Annotated in this window: 18 protein-coding genes; 6 read left to right on the top strand and 12 right to left on the bottom strand. The window is 73.7% G+C overall.

What is annotated here, in order from left to right; genetic code table 11:
* Nucleotides 1-267, bottom strand: a complete 267-nt coding sequence (locus tag OG550_RS11955; protein WP_327676760.1) for a protealysin inhibitor emfourin — start codon at nucleotides 265-267, stop codon at nucleotides 1-3.
* Nucleotides 268-334: 67 nt separating this feature from the next.
* Nucleotides 335-1,354, bottom strand: a complete 1,020-nt coding sequence (locus OG550_RS11950) for a M4 family metallopeptidase (RefSeq protein WP_327676758.1) — start codon at nucleotides 1,352-1,354, stop codon at nucleotides 335-337.
* A 339-nt stretch (nucleotides 1,355-1,693) separates the two neighbouring features.
* Here OG550_RS11950 and leuA point away from each other — a divergent pair, with 339 nt between their 5' ends.
* From leuA to OG550_RS11930, 4 genes are all read left to right on the top strand, one after another.
* Nucleotides 1,694-3,490, top strand: a complete 1,797-nt coding sequence (leuA, locus tag OG550_RS11945) for a 2-isopropylmalate synthase (protein ID WP_327683824.1) — start codon at nucleotides 1,694-1,696, stop codon at nucleotides 3,488-3,490.
* Between the two features lie 510 nt (nucleotides 3,491-4,000).
* Entirely contained in the window at nucleotides 4,001-4,453 is a 453-nt protein-coding gene (locus tag OG550_RS11940; RefSeq protein WP_327676757.1) for a TerB family tellurite resistance protein, read from the top strand.
* Nucleotides 4,454-4,832: 379 nt separating this feature from the next.
* Complete coding sequence (recO, locus tag OG550_RS11935) at nucleotides 4,833-5,579, top strand: DNA repair protein RecO (protein WP_327676755.1); 747 nt, start codon at nucleotides 4,833-4,835, stop codon at nucleotides 5,577-5,579.
* 4 nt (nucleotides 5,580-5,583) lie between these two features.
* A complete protein-coding gene (locus OG550_RS11930; protein WP_327676754.1) occupies nucleotides 5,584-6,423 on the top strand; it encodes an isoprenyl transferase in 840 nt (279 codons plus the stop codon).
* Nucleotides 6,424-6,508: 85 nt separating this feature from the next.
* Here the strand turns inward: OG550_RS11930 and OG550_RS11925 are convergent, their stop codons facing one another.
* The 4 genes from OG550_RS11925 to OG550_RS11910 are packed head-to-tail and all read right to left on the bottom strand — an operon-like array spanning nucleotide 6,509 to nucleotide 9,619.
* Complete coding sequence (locus OG550_RS11925; RefSeq protein ID WP_327676752.1) at nucleotides 6,509-6,919, bottom strand: Fur family transcriptional regulator; 411 nt, start codon at nucleotides 6,917-6,919, stop codon at nucleotides 6,509-6,511.
* A 35-nt stretch (nucleotides 6,920-6,954) separates the two neighbouring features.
* Nucleotides 6,955-7,875, bottom strand: coding sequence for a metal ABC transporter permease (locus OG550_RS11920; protein WP_327676750.1), 921 nt, complete (start codon nucleotides 7,873-7,875; stop codon nucleotides 6,955-6,957).
* Nucleotides 7,872-8,639 (bottom strand): metal ABC transporter ATP-binding protein, encoded by a 768-nt coding sequence (locus OG550_RS11915; protein WP_327676747.1) that lies wholly within the window; start codon nucleotides 8,637-8,639, stop codon nucleotides 7,872-7,874. Before OG550_RS11915 ends, OG550_RS11920 begins: the two co-directional genes overlap by 4 nt.
* 17 nt (nucleotides 8,640-8,656) lie before the next feature.
* Nucleotides 8,657-9,619: a metal ABC transporter substrate-binding protein gene (locus tag OG550_RS11910; protein WP_327676745.1), complete on the bottom strand. Its 963-nt coding sequence runs from the start codon at nucleotides 9,617-9,619 to the stop codon at nucleotides 8,657-8,659.
* Between the two features lie 191 nt (nucleotides 9,620-9,810).
* Between OG550_RS11910 and OG550_RS11905 the strand changes: the two genes are divergently transcribed.
* Complete coding sequence (locus OG550_RS11905; RefSeq protein ID WP_327676743.1) at nucleotides 9,811-11,193, top strand: glycine--tRNA ligase; 1,383 nt, start codon at nucleotides 9,811-9,813, stop codon at nucleotides 11,191-11,193.
* Nucleotides 11,194-11,424: 231 nt separating this feature from the next.
* Here the strand turns inward: OG550_RS11905 and OG550_RS11900 are convergent, their stop codons facing one another.
* From OG550_RS11900 to OG550_RS11885, 4 genes are all read right to left on the bottom strand, one after another.
* Nucleotides 11,425-12,957 carry a hypothetical protein gene (locus OG550_RS11900; RefSeq protein WP_327676741.1) on the bottom strand — a complete coding sequence of 511 codons (1,533 nt, stop codon included), beginning with the start codon at nucleotides 12,955-12,957 and terminating at the stop codon, nucleotides 11,425-11,427.
* 199 nt (nucleotides 12,958-13,156) lie between these two features.
* On the bottom strand, nucleotides 13,157-13,738 hold the full coding sequence (locus OG550_RS11895; RefSeq protein ID WP_442905984.1) for an NADAR family protein: 582 nt from the start codon (nucleotides 13,736-13,738) through the stop codon (nucleotides 13,157-13,159).
* Nucleotides 13,739-14,022: 284 nt separating this feature from the next.
* Nucleotides 14,023-14,793, bottom strand: a complete 771-nt coding sequence (locus tag OG550_RS11890) for an SMI1/KNR4 family protein (protein ID WP_327676739.1) — start codon at nucleotides 14,791-14,793, stop codon at nucleotides 14,023-14,025.
* Between the two features lie 122 nt (nucleotides 14,794-14,915).
* A complete protein-coding gene (locus OG550_RS11885; protein WP_327676737.1) occupies nucleotides 14,916-16,256 on the bottom strand; it encodes a hypothetical protein in 1,341 nt (446 codons plus the stop codon).
* A 174-nt stretch (nucleotides 16,257-16,430) separates the two neighbouring features.
* Here OG550_RS11885 and OG550_RS11880 point away from each other — a divergent pair, with 174 nt between their 5' ends.
* Nucleotides 16,431-16,859, top strand: a complete 429-nt coding sequence (locus tag OG550_RS11880) for an ATP-binding protein (protein WP_327676735.1) — start codon at nucleotides 16,431-16,433, stop codon at nucleotides 16,857-16,859.
* Between the two features lie 131 nt (nucleotides 16,860-16,990).
* Here the strand turns inward: OG550_RS11880 and OG550_RS11875 are convergent, their stop codons facing one another.
* On the bottom strand, nucleotides 16,991-20,422 hold the full coding sequence (locus OG550_RS11875) for a HEAT repeat domain-containing protein (RefSeq protein WP_327676733.1): 3,432 nt from the start codon (nucleotides 20,420-20,422) through the stop codon (nucleotides 16,991-16,993).
* A complete protein-coding gene (locus OG550_RS11870; protein WP_327676731.1) occupies nucleotides 20,419-20,811 on the bottom strand; it encodes a hypothetical protein in 393 nt (130 codons plus the stop codon). The genes OG550_RS11875 and OG550_RS11870 overlap by 4 nt, the downstream gene beginning before the upstream one ends.
* Nucleotides 20,812-20,916: the final 105 nt, after the last annotated feature.

The following is a 20,916-nucleotide window of genomic DNA, read 5'->3' as shown; positions in this document are numbered from 1 at the left end:
CTACGCGCCCTCGCGCAGCACCAGGGAGACCAGCTCGCGCTGCGACTCGGTGAGCTTCGGGTCGGCGCAGTGCACCGTCCGCCCGTCGACGGTGATCTCGTAGTGGAAGCCGTCCGGCACGCCGTACGAGGGGGACCGCAGCCCGCCCGCGACGGCCTCGCGGGCGAGTGCGTGCACATGCGGGGCGTCCGTCCGCTCGGTGGTGTCGAGCTCCGCGTGGCGGACGAGTCCCCCGAAGCCGCCGGTCCGGGTCACCTGGATGCGCATGGTGTCCATGGTGCTACCCGGGGGAGCCGTTTGCCGGGGTTTTCCAGGACCTTGACTTAAGCCCGGCTCAACCGGGGCTGATGCCCACCTTCGCCCAGGCCGCGGTCACCGTGTCGGCCACCTCCGGCTCCGGGTAGCGGGCCCTGGCGGCCGCCACGGTGGCCCGGGCGAAGGCCGTGAAGTCGGCGTCGGCGGGCAGCCGGCGTCCGGTCAGCGCGTCGTACCAGATCCTTCCCGCGCGCTCCCAGGCCCGGCCGTCGAGCGCGGTGGCCAGCAGGTAGAAGGCGTGGTTGGGGATCCCCGAGTTGATGTGCACGCCGCCGTTGTCCTGGGCGGTGTGCACGTAGTCCCGCAGGTGGGCGGGTTGCGGGTCCTTGCCGAGCCGCGGGTCGTCGTAGGCGGTGCCGGGCGCCTTCATCGAGCGCAGCGCGACCCCCTGCACGCCCGGGGCGAGCAGTCCGGCGCCGATCAGCCAGTCCGCGTCGGCGGCGTCCTGCTGCAGCGCGTACTGCTTGACCAGTGAGCCGAACACGTCCGAGACCGACTCGTTGAGCGCGCCGGACTGCCCCCGGTACTCCAGTCCGGCGGTGAACTGCGTGACGCCGTGGGCGAGTTCGTGGCCGATGACGTCGATGCAGGCGGTGAAGTCGCCGAACACCTCGCCGTCGCCGTCGCCGAAGACCATCCGGTGGCCGTCCCAGAAGGCGTTGTCGTAGTCCCGGCCGTAGTGCACGGTGGCGTCGAGGCGCAGGCCCTCGTCGTCGATGGAGTGCCGCCCGTAGACCTCGGAGAACAGCGCGTGGGTGGCGCCGAGCCCGTCGTAGGCGTGGTTGACGGACTGGTCGGCGAGCGGCGGCTCGCCCTCCCGGCGGACGGTCCGGCCGGGCAGGCGCTCGCGGTGCCCGGCGTCCGAGATCACCCGTTCGAGGCGGTCGGCGGCGGGCTGTCGGGGGACGGCGGTGAGCCGCGTGGCGCGGTGCACGGCGTCGAGGGCGAGGGAGCGGGTGGCGGGGGCGTGACCGTCCTCGGAGAGGCGGTCCAGGACGTACGGCGGAACGATCGCACAGAGCGGCGGTTCGGCTGTCATGTGGCCAAGAGTGAGGCATTGATGACGTGTTGTCACCGGCGCGGACGGAACCGTGCGCCGTCTCAAGGGGTGGAATGTCCGCCCGGCTCACTTCGGGGGCGCGCGGGCCTGGGTTACGCTGGGGACCATCATGCGCATCGGGCTGCTTCTTCTTAGCTGCCGCGTCGAGGGCCTGTAGTCCACCAGGGCCGGCTCCCTCGCCGCGGGGACTGTGCTGCGCGCAGAATCGGGCGATCCAATGACGGGTCGCGAGCGGCAGCAGGCCGGCCGAGTCGGGTGACCACCCCACCCCGACCAGCCCCGCATCACAGGAAGCCGAGACTCACCTCCATGTCCGACATGTCCGAGCAGAGCTCCGCCGCGTCCGTACCCGCCGGTCGGGCCTTCGTCGACCGCCCCACCCCGATCACCGCCGCCTCGGTGCGCCAGCAGCCGTCCGGCATGCGGCACGGCCGGTACCTGCCGTTCGGCACCGTCGACCTGGCCGACCGCAGCTGGCCGTCGAAGGTGATCACCAAGGCGCCCCGCTGGCTCTCCACCGACCTGCGGGACGGCAACCAGGCGCTGATCGACCCGATGTCCCCGGCCCGCAAGCGGCAGATGTTCGACCTGCTGGTCCGGATGGGCTACAAGGAGATCGAGGTCGGCTTCCCCTCCTCCGGGGCCACCGACCACGCGTTCGTCCGCTCGCTGATCGAGGAGGGGGCGATCCCCGAGGACGTCACCATCTCGGTGCTGACGCAGGCCCGCGAGGAGCTGATCGAGAAGACCGTCGAGTCCCTGGTCGGGGCCCCGCGCGCGACCGTCCACCTGTACAACGCGACCGCGCCGCTGTTCCGCCGGGTGGTGTTCCGCAACGACCGGGCGGCCACCAAGGCGATCGCCACCGACGGCACCCGGCTGGTGATGGAGTACGCCGAGAAGCTGCTGGGCGAGGAGACCGTCTTCGGCTACCAGTACTCGCCGGAGATCTTCGTCGACACCGAGCTGGACTTCGCGCTGGAGGTCTGCGAGGCGGTCATGGACGTCTGGCAGCCCGGCGAGGGCCGCGAGATCATCCTGAACCTGCCGGCCACCATCGAGCGGGCCACCCCGAACGTCCAGGCCGACCAGTTCGAGTGGATGTCGCGCAACCTGTCGCGGCGCGAATTCGTCTGCCTGTCGGTGCACCCGCACAACGACCGGGGCACCGCCGTCGCCTCCGCCGAGCTGGCCTACATGGCCGGCGCCGACCGGATCGAGGGCTGTCTGTTCGGGCAGGGCGAGCGGACCGGCAACGTCGACCTGGTCACCCTGGGCATGAACCTGTTCTCGCAGGGCATCGACCCCGAGATCGACTTCTCCGACATCGACGAGGTCCGCCGCACCGCCGAGTACTGCAACCAGATGGAGGTGCACCCGCGCCACCCGTACGCCGGCGACCTGGTGTACACCTCCTTCTCCGGCTCGCACCAGGACGCCATCAAGAAGGGCTTCGACGCACTGGAGGCGGACGCCGCGGCGGCCGGCGTGCCGGTCGAGGAGCACACCTGGGGCGTGCCGTACCTGCCGATCGACCCGAAGGACGTCGGCCGCACCTACGAGGCGGTCATCCGGGTCAACAGCCAGTCCGGCAAGGGCGGCGTCGCGTACGTCCTGAAGAACGACCACAAGCTGGACCTGCCGCGCCGGATGCAGATCGAGTTCTCCCGGATCATCCAGGCCAAGACCGACGCCGAGGGCGGCGAGGTCACCCCGGCCGCGATCTGGGCGGTCTTCGAGGACGAGTACCTGCCGACCACGGCCAACCCGTGGGGCCGGATCTCGCTGAGCGGTTCGCGCAGCCTGACCACCGAGGACGGCCGGGACGCGCTGACCGCCGAGGCCGTGGTGGACGGCGTACCGGTCGTCCTGACCGGTACCGGCAACGGCCCGGTCTCCGCGTTCGCGGACGCGCTGGGCCGGATCGGCGTGGACGTCCGGGTGCTGGACTACGCCGAGCACGCGCTGAGCGAGGGCGGCGACGCCCAGGCCGCCGCGTACGTCGAGTGCGCGGTGGACGGCCGGGTGCTGTGGGGCGTGGGCATCGACGGCAACACCGTGCTGGCCTCGCTGAAGGCGATGACCAGCGCCGTCAACCGGGCGCGGCGGGGGTAGTTCGTACGAGTGGTAGTGGCCGGGCCGTCCCGCGGGGCGGCCCGGCGGTGTTCCCGGAGGCCGGGGCGGGGCGGCGGGCGCCGCGGGCGGGGGAGCTGTGGCCTGCGCCACATTTTTTCGGTGATCGGGCCGTTCGAGGTACTGACACGTGTCGGCAACCGTGGCAACATCGTCCCACCGGTAAGCCGGGTCGGTGGGACGGCCCGGTGGCCGGTCGCGTGACCTGCCCATTGTTGTGCAGGCCGTCTGCCATGTCTGGGGAGTGGCGCCGTGACAGGGATGTGGGGTGTTCGCCCGAGGTGGCGGACTGACGTTCTCGGTGACTTCTTCTGCCCGGGCTGCGGCGGGGACCGCAACTACCGCCGGCAGCACGGCCGGCGGTGGCTGCGGTTGCTGGGAACCCCGGTGCTCCCGCTCGGTCCGGTGGTCGGCAGCGTTCAATGCACCAGCTGCCACGGCCGGTTCGGGGTCGAGAGCCTGGAACAGCCCACCTGCGTACGTCTGGGCGGGATGCTGCGGGACGCGCAGTACACCATTGCGCTCGCCATGCTGGCGGCCGGCGGGACCGCGCACCGGGCGGCCCGTGAGGCGGCCTGCGCGGCCGTCCGGGACGCCGGCTTCGAGGACTGCGGCGAGGCCCAGGTGCTGGCCGCCCTCGCGGCGCTCTCCGGCCTCGGCGGCGAACTCTACGACGCCCACGAAGTGGGGGCGCCTCCCGGCCAGGGGCTGGGGGAGTCGGGCGGGCTGGCCGTGGAGCTGCACGCGGCACTCGAACCGCTCGCCCCGCACCTGGCCCAGCACGGCCGCGAGCGGCTGCTGCTCCAGGGAGCGGCGATCGCCCTGTCCGACGGCCGGTACCGGCCGCAGGAGCGGGACGCGCTGGCCGCCGTCGGGCGCTGTCTGGACCTGCCGCAGGCGCGGGTCGGGGCGCTGCTGGAGGCGGCGACCCGCACCTCGCACTAGACCCCTCCCTCCCTTTCCCGCCGCCTTTCCCGTCCCCGTTCCGGACCCCCGTTCCGGCGCCGAGGGCGGTCGGCGCCTCCGGGCCCGGTCCGCCCCTCCCCGCACCCCTCCTCCTGCCCTCTCCCCGTGTCCTCCCTCCGTCTCCTCCCTCCGTGCTTCCCGTCGGCGCCTCCTGCTCGGCGCCCCCGCCGGCCGCGGGCAAGACCCCCGGCCGGCCCAGGACCCCCACAAACCGGGCCCTACCCCCCTCCGGGGCCCGTCGTGACCCGCACCGATCGGGCGTCCCCCACGGCCCCGGTGCGGGCTCACGGCTGCCCCCGCGGGTGGGGGAGAATGGTGGGATGTCCACACTGTTCGACGGCTGCGGCGAGGCGGTGGCATGAGCCTGTTCCGGGACGACGGCGTGGTGCTCCGGGCGCAGAAGCTCGGCGAGGCCGACCGGATCATCACCCTGCTCACCCGCCACCACGGCAAGGTGCGCGCCGTGGCGCGCGGGGTGCGCAAGACCAAGTCCAAGTTCGGTGCGCGCCTGGAGCCCTTCTCGCACGTGGACGTGCAGTTCTTCAGCCGCGGGAGCGACCTGATCGGCCGCGGGCTGCCGCTCTGCACCCAGGTCGAGACGATCGCCCCGTACGGCGGCTCGATCGTCACCGACTACGGCCGCTACACCGCCGGCACGGCGATGCTGGAGACCGCGGAGCGGTTCGCCGAGAACGAGGGCCAGCCGGCCGTCCAGCAGTACCTGCTCCTGGTCGGCGGACTGCGCACGCTCGCCGCCGGAGTACACGAGTCGCACCTGGTGCTGGACGCCTTCCTGCTGCGTTCGCTGGCGGTCAACGGGTACGGCGCGACCTTCGACGACTGCGCGAAGTGCGGGCTGGAGGGGCCCAACCGGTTCTTCTCGCTCCAGGCCGGCGGGGTGCTCTGCCCGGACTGCCGAGTGCCCGGATGTGCCGTACCCTCCCCTGAGACACTGGTACTGCTCGGAGCGCTGCTGTCAGGGGACTGGCGGACGGCCGACGCCTGCGAGCCGAGGTACTGGCGGGAGGGCAGCGGCCTGGTCGCGGCCTATCTGCAGTGGCACCTGGAGCGGGGCATCCGCTCGATGAGATACGTGGAGAAGTGAGCACATGGCAGCGCGACGGCTCTTCGGCGGCGGCAAGCAGAGGGAGTACCTCCCCCCGACCCCGCACCCCAGCGGCGCCCGGCCCCCGAAGATCCCCGGCGAGCTGGTCCCCGACCACGTCGCGATCGTCATGGACGGCAACGGCCGCTGGGCCAAGGAGCGCGGGCTGCCGCGCACCGAGGGCCACAAGGTCGGCGAGGCCGTCGTGCTGGACGTCCTCAAGGGCGCCATCGAGCTCGGCGTGAAGAACATCTCGCTGTACGCGTTCTCCACCGAGAACTGGAAGCGCTCCCCCGACGAGGTGAAGTTCCTGATGAACTTCAACCGGGACGTCATCCACCGCCGCCGGGACGAGATGGACGCGATGGGCGTGCGGGTCCGCTGGGCCGGCCGGATGCCGAAGCTGTGGAAGAGCGTCGTCCAGGAGCTCAAGGTCGCCGAGGAGCAGACCAAGGACAACGACGCCGTCACGCTGTACATGTGCGTCAACTACGGCGGCCGGGCCGAGATCGCGGACGCCGCGGCGGCCCTCGCGGCCGACGTCGCGGCCGGGCGGCTGGACCCGAAGAAGGTCAACGAGAAGACCCTCGCCAAGTACCTCTACCACCCGGACATGCCGGACGTGGACCTCTTCCTGCGCCCCAGCGGCGAGCAGCGGACGTCGAACTTCCTGCTCTGGCAGTCGGCGTACGCCGAGTTCGTGTTCCAGGACGTGCTCTGGCCGGACTTCGACCGCCGCGACCTCTGGCGGGCCTGCGAGCAGTACGCGATGCGCGACCGCCGGTTCGGCGGGGCGGTGCCGAACGCGGTGGAGGCCGGACCCGAGCTGCCGGCGCAGCGCTGAGCCGAGGGGCACCGGGCCCGGTGCCCCCGGCCGACGCCGAAGGGCCCGTGGGAGTCGTCCCACGGGCCCTTCGGCGTCGGCCGGTTCAGGCCTTCTTGGCGCACTCCGCGCAGGTGCCGAAGATCTCCAGGGTGTGCGCGATGTCGCTGAACCCGTGCTCGGCGGCGACCGAGTTGGCCCAGCGCTCCACCGCCGGGCCCTCGACCTCGACCGTGGCGCCGCACTGCCGGCACACCAGGTGGTGGTGGTGCCCGCTGCTGCAGCGGCGGTACACGGCCTCGCCGTCGGCGGTGCGCAGGACGTCGACCTCGCCGGCGTCGGCGAGCGACTGCAGGGTCCGGTAGACGGTGGTCAGGCCGACCGAGTCCCCCCGGTGCTTGAGCATGTCGTGGAGCTCCTGCGCGCTGCGGAAGTCCTCGATCTCGTCCAGGGCCGCCGAGACGGCGGCGCGCTGCCGGGTCGAGCGGGCACGCGGCGACGGGCCTGCGGTGGTCACCGTGGGTCCTCCTGGGGTGGTGGGCGTCTCGCACCTCATTGTGCCAGCCCCGCACTCGGCGTCGGAGCGGTCGCGTCGGACCGGTCCGGGCCGGGCAGTTGGACGTCGCAGACCTGCGGTCCCGCGTCCGGGGTGTCACGGTGCCTGCGCCGGGCCAGCGGTGCGGCGACCGCGCTGAACACCGCGAACACCGCGATGGCGAGCAGCACGATGGCCGGGCCGGAGGGCACGTCCAGGTGGTAGGAGCCGGTGACGCCGGCCAGTGAGACGAGCACGCCGACCGCGATCGAGCCGGCCTGGGTGGCGGCGAACGACCGGGTGAGCTGCTGGGCCGCGACCACCGGGACCACCATCAGCGCGCTGACCAGCAGCAGGCCGACCACCCGCATGGCGACGGTGACGGTGACCGCGGCCATCACGGCGAGCAGCAGGTTGAGGAACCGCACCGGCACGCCGGTGACCCTGGCGAAGTCCTCGTCCTGGCAGATCGCGAAGAGCTGGCGGCGCAGGCCGAGGGTGACGGCGATGACGACGGCGCCGAGCGCGCCGATGGTGGCCAGGTCGGCGGGGGAGACGGTCAGGATGGAGCCCCACAGGTAGCTCTCCAGCGAGCCGGCCCCGGCCTGGGCGGACTTGGAGACCAGCAGCTTGCCGCAGGCCATGCCGCCGTAGAAGAGCATCGCGAGCGCGATGTCACCGCGCTGGTTGCCGCGCGAGCGGACGAGTTCCATGGTGACGGCGCCGAGCACGCAGACCAGGACGGCCATCCAGACCGGGCTGGTGTTGAAGATGAAGCCGAGGCCGACGCCGGTCATCGCGACGTGTCCCATGCCGTCGCCCAGCAGCGCCTGGCGCCGCTGGACCAGGTAGATGCCGACGGCGGGTGCGGTGACGCCGACCAGGACGGCGGCGAGCAGCGCCCGCTGCATGAAGTCGTAACTGAGCATCTCGGTCATGCCAGCAGTCCCCGGGTGTGGTGAAGATCGGCGTGCGGGTGGACGTGGTCGTGCCCGGGCAGGGCGTGCAGACCGGTGTTGGGGACGGGCGGGCCGTCGTGTGCGACGCAGCCGTCGCGGAGCACCACCGCGCGGTCGATCAGCGGCTCCAGCGGGCCGAGTTCGTGCAGCACCAGCAGGACGGCGGTGCCCCGGGCGACCTCGGTGCGCAGGGTGTCGGCGAGCACCTGCTGGCTGGCGGCGTCCACCCCGGCCATCGGCTCGTCCATGATCAGCAGGTCCGGGGTGCCGGCCAGGGCGCGGGCGATCAGCACCCGCTGCTGCTGGCCGCCGGAGAGGTCGGCGACGCCGTCGCCGGCCCGGTCCAGCATGCCGACGGCGGCCAGGGCGCGGTCGACGGCGGTGCGGTCCTGGCGGCGGAAGGGCAGCAGCCGGTGCAGCGGCAGCCGCCCGGTGGAGACGACCTCGCGGACGGTGGCCGGCACGCCCGAGGCGGCGGTGGTGCGCTGCGGCACGTACCCGATCCGGTGCCAGGAGCGGAACCGGGCGAGCGGGGTGCCGAACAGCTCCAGCCCGCCGCGCTCCAACGGGACGGCGCCGGTGACGGCCTTGACGGTGGTGGACTTGCCGGAGCCGTTGGCGCCGAGCAGCGCGACGACCTCACCGGGGCGGACGGTGAGGTCGACGCCGCGCAGCACCGGCCGGCCGCCGCGCGAGGCGACGGCGTCGTGCAGGCGGACGGCCGGGGGTGTCGGGGAGGTCATGGCGTGGTGTCGTCCCGTCAGCTGGCGGCGCTGGTGGTCGCGCCGAGGGCGGCCTGGAGGTTGGTGAGGTTCTGCTTCATGACCGTGAGGTAGCTGTCCTTGGCCGGGTCCTTGACGCCCTCCAGCGGGTCCAGGACCGCGGTCTTGAGGCCGAGGTCCTTGGCGACGGTGTCGGCGAGCTTGGGGCTGACCAGGGTCTCGAAGAAGATCGTGGTGACGCCGTTCTCCTTGGCGGCCTTCTGCACGTCGGCGAGGCGGGCCGGGGTGGGCTCGGACTCCGGGTCGACGCCGTTGATGGCGACCTGGGTGAGGCCGTAGTGCTCGGCGAGGTAGCCGAAGGCGGCGTGGCTGGTGACGAACGTGCGGGTCCGGGCGTCCTTCAGGCCGTCCCGGAACTCCTGGTCCAGGGTGGTGAGCCTGCCGACCAGCTCGTCGGTGTTCTTCGCGTAGTCGGCGGCGTGCGCCGGGTCGGCCTTGGCCAGTTCGGCGCCGACGCTCTTGGCGACCGCCGCGTAGCGGGTCGGGTCGAGCCAGATGTGCGGGTCGCCCGCGGCCTCGTCGTGGTCGTGGCCGTCGCCCTCGGAGTGGCCCTCCGCCAGGTGGTGGTCCTCCAGCGGGCTGGCGGCGGTGGCGTCGACCTTGTGCTTGGCGCCGGAGTCGGCGACCGCCTTGTCGACGGTGGGCTGGAGGCCCTTGAGGTAGACGACCGCGTCGGCCTTCTGGACGCTCGCGACCTGCTTGGCGGTGAGCTCCAGGTCGTGCGGCTCGACGCCGGCGGCGGTGAGGCCGGTCACCTTCACGTGCTCGCCGCCGATCTGGGCGGCGAGGAACTCCATCGGGTAGAAGGACGCGACGACGTTCAGCTTGCCGTCCGCGCCCTGGGCGCCGCCGCTGCTGCCGCAGGCCGTCAGGGTGAGGGCGGCGGTGAGGGCGGCGGCGGTCAGGGCTATGGCACTGCGAGTACGTCGTCGGATCATCATGACAACCATTCTCAGATTAGATGGAAATGATTGTCAAATCACTCGGACGGGTGAACGGGCGGTGACGATGGGTGGGCAGGTACCGGCGATACCGATTTGAACCCTGTACCCATATGGCCGGTAACCTGAGGTATTCGGGTACGCGCAACCAGCCGTGCCCTGACCGTGCCGTCCGTACTGAAGAGAGCACTGTGGCAGCCGACAAGATCGAGACGATCGTCAGCCTTAGCAAGCGCCGTGGCTTCGTCTACCCCTGCAGCGAGATCTACGGCGGCACGCGTGCCGCCTGGGACTACGGGCCGCTGGGCGTCGAACTCAAGGAGAACATCAAGCGCCAGTGGTGGCGCGCGATGGTCCAGGCCCGTGAGGACGTCGTCGGACTCGACTCGTCGGTGATCCTGGCCCGCGAGGTCTGGGAGGCCTCCGGCCACGTCGCCACCTTCAACGACCCGCTGACCGAGTGCCTCTCCTGCCACAAGCGCCACCGGGCCGACCACCTGGAGGAGAAGTACGAGGCCAAGCACGGCTTCCCGCCGCCGAACGGCCTCCAGGACGTCAACTGCCCCGACTGCGGCGTCAAGGGCCAGTTCACCTCGCCCAAGGACTTCTCGGGCATGCTGAAGACCCACCTCGGCGTCACCGAGGAGGCGAGCGGCCTGGCCTACCTGCGCCCGGAGACCGCCCAGGGCATCTTCACCAACTTCAAGGCCGTCCAGACCACCTCGCGCAAGAAGCCGCCGTTCGGCATCGCCCAGGTCGGCAAGAGCTTCCGCAACGAGATCACCCCCGGCAACTTCATCTTCCGGACCCGCGAGTTCGAGCAGATGGAGATGGAGTTCTTCGTCAAGCCGGGCGAGGACGAGCAGTGGCACGAGTACTGGCTCCAGCAGCGCTGGGACTGGTACGTCGGCCTCGGCCTGCGCACCGACAACATGCGCCTGTTCGAGCACCCGAAGGAGAAGCTCTCCCACTACGCCAAGCGCACGGTGGACATCGAGTACCGCTTCAACTTCGGCGGCACCGAGTTCTCCGAGCTGGAGGGCATCGCCAACCGCACCGACTACGACCTGACGGTGCACAGCGAGGCCTCCGGCCAGGACCTCAAGTACTTCGACCAGGAGTCCGGCGAGCGGTACTTCCCGTTCGTCATCGAGCCGGCAGCCGGTCTCAACCGCGCCATGCTGGCCTTCCTGATCGACGCCTACTTCGAGGACGAGGCGCCGAACGCCAAGGGCGTCCTGGAGAAGCGCGTCGGCATGCGGCTCGACCCGCGGCTGGCCCCGGTCAAGGTCGCCGTGCTGCCGCTGTCGCGCAACGCCGACCTCTCGCCGAAGGCCCGCGGCCTGGCCGCCGACCTGCGCACCGCGTGGAACGTCGAGTTCGACGACGCCGGCGCGATCGGCAAGCGCTACCGTCGCCAGGACGAGATCGGCACGCCGTTCTGCGTCACCGTCGACTTCGACACGCTTGAGGACAACGCGGTGACCGTGCGCGAGCGCGACACCATGGCGCAGGAGCGCGTCTCGCTGGACCAGGTGAAGTCGTACCTGGCGGCGCGGCTGATCGGCTGCTGACGTTCTTCGGCTGATCGCTGATCGCTGATCGCTGATCATTGATCGCTGGGCTGCGACGTCCGGTGTCCGGCGTCGGCGGCCCGTCGTCCGTCGTTCGTTGCGGGAGCCCCCGTTCGCCTTCGGGCGGGCGGGGGCTCTTCGCATCGGTACCGCCGGTGACAGGTGGCCGGTGGGCGGTGGGCGGTGGGCGGTGGCGGGGCGAGGTGGTGTCGGCGCCCGGCGGGGCGGGGGTCAGCGGCGGCCCCAGCGGGAGCGGGGCGGAGGAGCCGGGGTGGTGGGCAGACCCGCCGTGCGGAGCGCGGCGAGGGTGGTGCGGTGGCGGGCGGTGTCCGCGAGCAGTGCGGTCAGCAGCTCGTCGTACAGCTGCCGCAGACCGGCCGCCGACAGCGCGGCGGCCAGCCGGACCAGCTCGCCCGGCGGGCGGAGCGCGGCCGCCTCGCCCAGCAGCAGAGCGGGGAGCGGCGCGGCGAGGGCGCCGACGAGGTCCACCAGGTCGGCACTGGACCGGCTCGCGGCCTGGCGGAGCAGCGTCCGGGCGTCGGCGGCGCGGTCCGCCTCGTGGAGACGGGTGGCGAGGGCCGCCAGGTCGGAGGTCGGGGCGGAGCCCCACTCCCAGAGCAGGGTGGCGCCGTCGGCGTGCTGCCCGGCCCGCTCCAGCGCGCCCAGCAGGGCGGGCAGCGCGGTGACCGGGTAGGACCAGAGCGCGTGGAACAGTTCGGTGGCCTCCTCGGCCAGCCCGGCCTGGCGCAGCTCGGCCAGCGTGGCGGCGGCGCGCTCCGGGGCGCCCCGGGCGGCGCTCCGGGCGAGGAGGACGGAGGTGCCGGCCGGGCCGCGGCGGGCCAGCAGGGCGGCCAGCTGGGCGGTGTCGGACGGCGTGAGGTGGTCGGCGGCCCGGGCGAGCAGGGCCTCGGCCTCCTGGGGGGCGGCCTGCCGGTGGCCGGCCTGGTGGTGGCCGGTCTGGTGCTGGGGGGCCTGCTGGTGGCCGGCCTGCTGGTACAGGGCGGTGATGCGCCCGGCGAGGGCGGTGAGTTCACCGGCGGAGCGGCGGCGGGGCGGTTCCCCGGCCGGGGGCGGTGCCGGGGCCGGTGCCGGTGCCGGGGATGGAGCCGGGGGCGGCGGTGGAGGCGTGGCCGTGGCGGTCTCCTCCGCGGCAGCCGCGGGACCCACCGGTCCGGTGGCCTCCGGGGATCCGGCGGCGCGGAGTCGGCCGAACCGGGCCCCGGTCGCGCGCGGCGGCGGGGGAACAGGGGGCGCGGACGGATGAGTCGGAGGCGCCGAAGGGGCGGGCGCCTCCTCGTACGCGCCCCCGCCGAACCTCGCCCCGGTGGGCTGCCGGGGTATCCGTCGACGCGGAGCCGGCTGCCGCAGCCGGTCCTCCAGGACCTTCAGCTGGTCGCTCAGCTCCAGGCAGCGGGCCCCGAGCCCCTCGCGCAGCGTCCGCGCCTGGGAGAGCTGTCGCAGCGACTCCCCGTCCGGCTGCTGCCGTTCCGGCAGTGCCCGAAGGGCTTCGACGAGCCGTCGCTCGCGCTGGGCCGCGTACTGGCGGGCGCGCAGTAACTCGTCCAGCTCGGCGCGGAGCTCCAGCGCGTCCTGCTCCGTGCCGCCGCCCGCGCTCCCGTCGGCTTCCGTACCCGGGCCCGCGTGCGGGTCCGCGCGTGCGTCCGTGCCCGGGTACGCGCGTGGGTGCGCGTCCGCGAGCGCGTCCGGTTTCGCGTCCGGTTTCGCGTCCGGGGAAAGGGGTTGTTCCGTGTGCCGTGTACGCATGATCACCGCAACCTGTCCAACTAGGCCCTGACTGCAGGTCATCCTGGCGTCGGTATACGGCGACCGCGTTACGGCAGTGCGTCCAGAGGTTTGCGAGTGGAGTCCGGGGGCGCGGAGGGCGCGGGAGGCGCAGCCCGGGCGGCGCGCGCGCCGCCCGGTGGCGCCGTCCCGGAGCCGCGCGGCCCCGGTCCGACCGGGCTCACCCGGCCAGCCGCTCCCGGGCCTCCATCAGTGCGAAGCCGAGCAGGTTCTGTCCGCGCCAGTCCGCAGGCCGCTGCGCCCGGACGTCGTCGGCCGCGAGTCCGATGCCCCAGATCCGGTCCACGGGGCTGGCCTCCACCAGGACGCGCCGCCTGGTCCCCAGCAGGTAGGTGCGGAGCGCCTCGTGCTGGCCGAACTTGGCGACGTTGCCGCCCACCACGAGCTCGAACCGCCCGGCCGTCCAGGCCGTCTCGTCGAAGCCCCGGACCTGCCGCCCCAGCTTCTTCGCCTCGGCGGGGCTCGCGGCCCGGAGGATCCGCGCCAGCGTGCCCTCGTCCCCGAACATCCGCGCCTTGCCCGCCATCATCCAGTGCTCGGCGGTCGCGTACTCGACCCCGTCGACGGTGAACGGGTGCTCCGGCCACCACTGGCTCAGGACCCCCGGGCCGACCGACCCCTCCCGCTGTGCCTGGTGTCCCCAGAACATCAGCCACTTGGGCTCGGCGCCGATCGCGACCAGGGCCGTCAGATCGGCGCGGTTGCGGGTGTCGGCGGGGTCGTCGACGAGTTCGTTGCTCATATCGTCATGCTGACACGAAGGGGGGTTCGGCGGCTACGCCTTTTCCGCCGGGGCGCCGGGGCACCGTCTCGGACCCGGCGCGCGGCCCGGGCCGGGAACCGGCCCGGGGGGAAGGGTGGTTCACGGTTCCGTGCCCGTGAACCGACGAGGTCGAGGCCGGGTGGCGGCGGCGGGTGGCCGGCCCTCGACTCCCGCCCGGAGCCCCCCGGAGGCCCCCGGTGCCCTCCGGCCGACCCTCTTCAGCGGACTCGGCGCGTAGCGGCCCGCGGCCGGAGGGGGCGGGCTCACCCGGCGGCGCCCGCCCCCTCCAGCCAGCCGATCAGGTCGTCCGTCACCGGCTCGCCCGCCTGCTCGACGTCCTCGCCGATCGCGCCCAGGCCGAGGCGGTACACGCGGGTGCGGTCGCGGCCGTGCCGGCGCATGAACAGCCCGCCGCCCCCGCTGTCGTCGCCGATCAGCACCCACGCGGGTGCGTAGCGGGCGACTTCGAAGGTCTCGTTGCGCTCCCGGATCGAGTGCGGCCCGTAGACGAGCACGCCGTCGTCCAGCAGTACGCCGGGAGTGGAGCGCCACAGGCGGGCGACAGCGGGGTTCGGGCCGTCGCCGAGCCCGCGCGAACGCGCCGTGTGGACGGCCAGGAACCCGGCGAACGACTCCGCCTCGGGATGCTCCTCCCCGTCGAGGCCGTCGCGGCGCACCACCGGGAACTCGCCCGACCCGGCGTCCCCCGTCCGGTCGAGGGCGAAGCGGTACTCGTCGCCGCAGTCGGGCGCGCTGAGGAAGCAGAGCCGGTCGGCGGTCCGCCGCCAGGGTGCGTCGACGGCCTCGTACGTGTCCCCGGCGAACTCCGGCGGCACGGTCGTCGCGATCTCCGCCCCGTGGATCAGGCCCCGGCCGAACTCGGCCAGCCACCACCGGTACGACGGCGGCAGTGCCACCCCGAGCCGTGTCTCCGTCGCGCGGATCTGCGCCTCGGGCACGGGGCGGGCGGGCTTGCGCCCGAGTTCGGGTGCGTCCTCGACGAGTTCGCGCAGCAGGGTCAGGTCCGGTCGCATGGCGCCGAGTCTGCCAGTGGGGTCCGTCACCGGACGGGGCCGCTGCCTCCCGCCCGGCTGTCCGCCGCCTGGGGGACGGCCTGCCCGAGCGCTTCCCGGCCCGTCCCGGCCTCGCCCGTCCGCTAGGCGGCCTTCTGGCGGGCCACCTCGTCGGCCCGCTGCCGGAGCCGGAGGACCGCCCCGGGCCCGGGGCGGGAGGCCAGCGAGGTGCCGAGCGCGCGGAAGTGCTCGTCGCCGCGGACGGAGCTGAGGGTGACGTAGTCGTCGAGGAACGCGTGCCACGTCGCGCACGCCGCCTCGACGTGGCCCAGCTCGGTCTGCCGTCTGGCGAGCAGTCCGTTGGCGTGCACCCGGCCCTGCTTCTCGTTGGCCGGGCGGACCCGGTCGGCGAGTTGCAGCTCCTTCACCGACCCTGCGAGGTCGCCGAGTTCGTAGAGGACGTGGGAGACGTGGAAGTGGTAGGCGGCCAGGTCGTAGCCGCCGACCGCGTCGTTGCGGCCGTCCGCCCGGGCGAGCGCCCGCTCGGTCTCGGCCAGTCGGCCGAACGCCTGCCGCCGGTCCTTGACCATGGCCGCGCCGTGGGCCTGCTGGCCGGCCAGGAAGGCGCGCAGCCGCGGCCCGGCCGCCGGGGCGGCCTCGGCGGCGGAGTCGGCGAGTTCCAGCGCCCTGGGGCCGTAGCCGAGGTTCGAGGCCTGCAGGGCCATGCCGCGCAGGGTGCGGCAGTAGGTGACGTGGTCCTGGGCCTCGCGGGCCAGCTTGAGCGCCTGGACGTAGTACTGCTGGCCCAGCCCGTGGGCGGTCTCGTACATGGCCATCCAGCCGGTCAGGTAGGTGAGGTCGGCCGCGGCCGCGAGCAGGTCGGCCTTCACCTGCTCGCTGCCGGCGGCCTGGAGCCACGGTCCGACCGAGTTGACCAGGAAGGCCGCCGCCATCGGCCGGGCGTGGGCGGCGCCCAGTTCGTCGAGGATGCCCGCGATCCGGCCCGTCATCGCCCGTACGGTCTCCACCTCGCCGGGCCCGATCCGCACGGTGCGTCCGGCGCTCGCGCGGGCGACCCGGTCGACGGCCTCCGGGTCGTCGAACACCGGCAGGGCGAGGGCGAGGGAGTACAGCCCGGCGGAGAGCACGCCCCGGCGGGACGGGTCCATGTCGGCCTTGCCGATCGACATCAGGTCGGACAGGGTGCTGCCGTCCTGCCGGACCGGGTCGCCGAACCCGGTCTCCTCCGGCGTCACCGGGCGCCCGAGCCGGCGCGCGAACGCCTCCCGGACCACCTCGCGCACCTCCGCACGCGGGCGGGCGCCGGAGAGCCAGTGCGAGACGGACGACTTGTCGTACGTGAGGCCCAGGCCCTGTTCGTCGCCGACCCGGTTCACCGCCCGGGCGAGCTGGTCGTTGCCCCAGCGGGCCTGGAGGAGGAGTGCGGCCAGTCCGGTGTTGGGTGTGCGCGGTCGTCTCGCCATCGCGATCCCCGTCCTTCGTTCAACCGGTTCAACGCTCCGACCAGCATCGCCGGTTCTTCCGTCCTGTGTACCCGCGTTGAATGGATGTCAGCCTCACGGGTGGCTGAGCGGTCGGAATCGCAAGGTACTTCGCAGGGACGGAGAGCAACAGTGATCACAAGCGGTACGCCCTGCGTGAGGGACGTCCCGGCGGACCCGGCCGCCGTCCCGGAGGCGCGCCGCCACGTGGCCGACACCGCCCGCGCCTGGGCGCTGCCCCTGTCGGACGACGCCCTCGCCGACGTCGAGCTGTGTGCGGGCGAGCTGATCGCCAACGCCGTCGAACACACCGGCGGCCACTGCACGGTCACCGTCCGCTGGGCGTCCTCCCTCCTGCGCATCGAGGTCGCCGACACCTGCCCGACCCTCCGGCGGGCCGCTCCGGCCGTCGACCCCGATCCGGACGCCACCGACGGCCGCGGCCTCCTGCTGGTCGAGGCCCTGGCCGCCGCCTGGGGCTGGGAACCCGCCGGTACCGGCAAGGTCGTCTGGTTCACCTACGCCCCCGACCTCCCCCTCCCCGCCGCCCGCCGCCTCCGCCCCCTGGCCGCCCACTCCGCCTGACGGCCGGGCCGGTGGAGGGCCCCTCCGCGGCGTTCGCGCGCCCGGTGGGCTGCGGCGGTCCGTCCGGGCGCCGGCGTGCGGGAGCGTGCGGCGGCGTGCGGCCGCCGAGTGCGCGGGGCTACGGCCGGGGGCTACTGCTCAAGGAGCGCGAGGGCCTGCTCGGCCGTGCGGCGCACCTCCTCGTTCGGGTCCGCCAGCGACCGCCTGACCAGCCCGGGTACGTCCGGCTCCCGTGGCCACAGGAGGGTCAGCAGCCGGATCGCCTCCATGCGGACGGCGGCGGAGGGATCGGTGAGGACGGCGTCCCGGACGGTCGGCAGCGTGGAGTCGTCGCCGTGGCGGACCGTCAGCCGGAGCGCCTCGCGCCGGACCTCGCCGTGGGAGTCCGAGGCGGCGCGGAGGATCGCGGGAAGGGTGTCCGGATGGTCGGGCCAGACCCGGTCGAGGAGAATCAGGGCGGTGACGCGGAGCTCGGGGTCGGAACCGGTCAAGGCGGTCCGGACGGTGGGGTGGTCGGGCCAGTACCTGGTCAGCAGGATCAGCGCGGTGCTGCGCTCCTGGCCGCCGGCGTCGGTGGCGGCGCGGTGGAGCGCGGGACGGGTCTCGGCGTGGTCGGGCCAGTACTGGGCCATGAGGCTGAGCGCCGCGTGGCGGGTGAACCGGTCGGTGTCGAGGGCGCCCTTCCGGATCGCGGCGTGCGTCCCGGGGTGGTCGGGCCAGTGCCGGGCCAGTGACCGCAGGGCCTCGCGGCGGACGAGCCGGTCGGCCCGGGGATCGTCGACGGCCCGCAGGACGGCGGGGAGGCTGTCGGGGTGGTAGGGCCAGTACCGGGCCAGGAGCTGTAGTGCCGTGCCGCTGACCTCCCCGTGGAGGTGGGTGCTGGCGTCGAGGACGGCGGGGTGGGTCGCGGGGAGGTCACGCCAGTACCGGGCCAGCAGCTTCAGCACCTCGTGGCGGATGTACCACTCGGTGGTGGTGGCGGCGAGGACGGCGGGAAGGGTGTCCGGGTGGTCGCGCCAGTGGTGGGCCAGCATGCGCAGGGCGAAACCGCGCACGACGCCGGTGGCGGCGGTGGTGGCCCTGAGGACGGCGGGGTGGGTGTCGGGGTGGTCGCGCCAGTGCTCGGCCAGCATCTGCAGGGCCGTCCGGCTGCGGGTGGATCCGCCGCCGGTGGCGTCGGAGGCGGCGCCGAGGACGGTCGGGTGGGTGTCGGGGTGGTCGCGCCAGTGCTCGGCCAGCATCTGCAGACCGATGTCGGAGACCCTGCCGGAGGTGTCGGTGGCGGCGTCGAGGACGGCGGGGTGGGTGTCTGGGTGGTCGCGCCACCGCTCCGCCAGCAGCCGCAGGGCCGCGCAGCGGAGGTCGGGGTCCCAGTGGCCGCGGGTCCTGCGGAGTGCCTCGGCCGCGTCGCGGCTCAGTGCCGCGGCGACTGCCGCGAGGGTGGACCCGATGTAGAGCGAGTACTGGCGCTGTTCGGTGTGGTACCAGCGGAGGTACCGCTCCCTGCCGTCCCAGAAGTGGTCGAAGGTGGCCAGGGCGGGCAGCGCCTCGGAGACGTCCAGGAACGGGTGCACGCTCAGGGCGTCGCAGAGGGCGTCGACGACGGCGTCGCTCTGGGAGGCGACCGACAGCCCCTTGCCGGTCGGGCCGCCGGTGGGCGCGGCGCCGATCTCCTCGACCTCGGCGAGGACGCGGATGGCGAGGGCCAGGACCGGCGCCTTCTCGGTCCACTCGTCCTGCCGGTGCCGGCGCAGCAGCCGGTCGAGGAACGCCGCGACGTCCCGCTGCTTGAGCTTCCCGGCCGTCAGCAGCAGCACCTCGTGCCAGGCGGGGTCGTCGGCCCGGCCGTCGAGGAGGTCGACGAGCTCCTCCCGGTCCCATTCCTCCTCCTCCCGGCGGCGCAGGATGTCGGTGGCGGCGAGGTACTCCAGGAAGGCCCGGTGGACGAAGCCGTGGATGCCGCCGCCGTAGTGGGCGAGCAGGAAGTTGCGGGTGCTGAGGTGGTCGACGACGTGCTCGGCGGCGATGTCGGCGGCCGGGCGGGTGATGTTGTGGTCGGTGAGGTAGCCGCTGATGATGCCGGTCAGCTCGTCCCGCTGGATGAAGGTGCCCGCCGGGCGCCCGGCACCGTCCTGCATGTGGCGGGCGATGCGTTCCAGCAGCTTGATGCGGCGGTTGGTGTTCAGCCACTCCAGGGCCTGGGCCGCCTCGGCGTTGGCGGGTGCGGGGGCGGTGAGGAACTTGGCGTCCTTGTCCCACCGCTCGATCAGCACCTCCACCGCGTGGGCGTACACCTCGCGGCGTTCGCGGGGGATGGTCCGGCCGAGGCCGATGGCGGCGAGGATGGTCAGCAGGAGCGGGTTGCCGGCCAGTTCGGTGACCGCGCGGACGTCGCGGACCGCGCTCAGCAGGCGCTGGGTGAGCCGCTCGGCCAGGTGCCGGTCCCCGGGGTGCGCGGCGGCGTACCAGCGGCGGACGAACTCGGCGACCTGCTCGTGCTCCAGGTCCTGGAGCATCACCTGGGCGAAGCCCGCCCCGGTGAACTCGCCCGACCGGTAGCCGTATTCGCGTGAGGTGACGACGGTGCGCACGCCCGGGTACGCGGCGGCGAAGGCGGTGATGCGGCGGGACGTCTCGGCGCGGACCTCCGGGTCGAAGATCTCGTCCAGGCCGTCGAACACCACCATCGCCCGGTCGGCGGCGAGGAGTTCCTCCAGGACCTCGCGCGGTAGGCACATCCGCTCCTGCCGGTGGACGTGGTCGAGGAAGTCCTCGATCGTCCGCTCCCGCCAGGTCGCCTGGGCGTACTGCCGCAGCTCGATGACCACCGGCACCAGCCCTGCCAGGGCGGCGAGTTCGGCGGGCGCCTCCTCCAGTGCCCCGGCCAGCGCCAGGGCCAGGAACTTGGCGAGCGTGGACTTGCCCGCCCCCGGATCGCCCAGGACGACGAGCCGCCGCCCGGTCTCGCCGGCGATCACCTGGAGCACCGGCCGGGCGGGCTCCGTCCGTTGGGACTCCCGCAGCTCGTGCAGGGCGTGCGCGGCGGCCTCCGGCGGCAGCAGGTCGTCCACCGGTTCGCCGCCGGTGATCAGCAGCCGCCGCAGTTCGCCCGGCACCCGGGCCTCGTAGGCACGGGCGGGCTGCGGCATGAAGACGTGCCGCAGCTCGATCAGCGGCTGTTCGCCGGCCTGGCCGGTGGGGCCGAGGACGTCGAGGTTCAGCCGCCGGTACACCTCGCGCACCCGGCCGAGGTACGCCGCCACCGCGGCCTCGGTGTCCGTCGGCGGCTGGTCGGCGGCGGGGGCGTGGTGGTGGATGTGCACGGCCTCCGCGTCCATGATGACGGGCCCCTGGACGGTGCTGCCGCTGAGGTCGTTGTGGACGGCCCGGCTGTCCGCCCCGAGCGCGGAGTGGGCGACGTCGCGGCCGGCGGCGACGGTGTCCCGTCCCCGCGCGTCGACCCGCACCCGTGCCGGTTCGGCGGCCCCGGCGGCGGTGCGCCGTCCGGGGAGGGGGTCGGCGGCGGGTGCGGCCGGCTTGCGCTTCCACGGCCAGGGCGTCACGGCCGGTGCCCCTGGCCGGGGTCGACGCCGTTGATGTCCCCGCCGGCGGCCACCGAGCCCCGGCCGGTGGCGGACACGTCGCGCTGCCCGCTGCCGGTCGTCGGACCGGCCGCCGCTCCGGTCCTCGGCGGCGCGCCCGGGGCGGTGATGTCACCGCCCGCCGCGATGCCGCCGCCGCGGGCCCTGACCCGGCGTGAGTCCGGCGCCGTCGTCCCGGGGGCGTGCAGCGCGATCAGCGCGACCACCAGGCCGGCGAGTCCGACCACGGCCCCGGTGACGCTCGCCACCCGGTCCGCCGTGTCCAGATCCACCAGTACCGCCACCAGCACCAGTACGAGTCCCGCGCTTCCGCCGGCCCCCGCCACCGTCCACCAACCCCGACGTCCCACCCCGGACTCCCCTGTCCCGCGCAGTTGTCCCGGCCCGCCGTCACGGTGGGCCGGGGACAGAACGGTAGCGCGGCGGGCACTCCGCGGTGGGCCGGGGCGACCGGC

It is taken from the genome of Kitasatospora sp. NBC_00458, from assembly GCF_036013975.1.
Classification (GTDB): domain Bacteria; phylum Actinomycetota; class Actinomycetes; order Streptomycetales; family Streptomycetaceae; genus Kitasatospora.
Note: the sequence above shows the minus strand (reverse complement) of the source record. Positions and strands in the feature narration are given on the sequence as shown.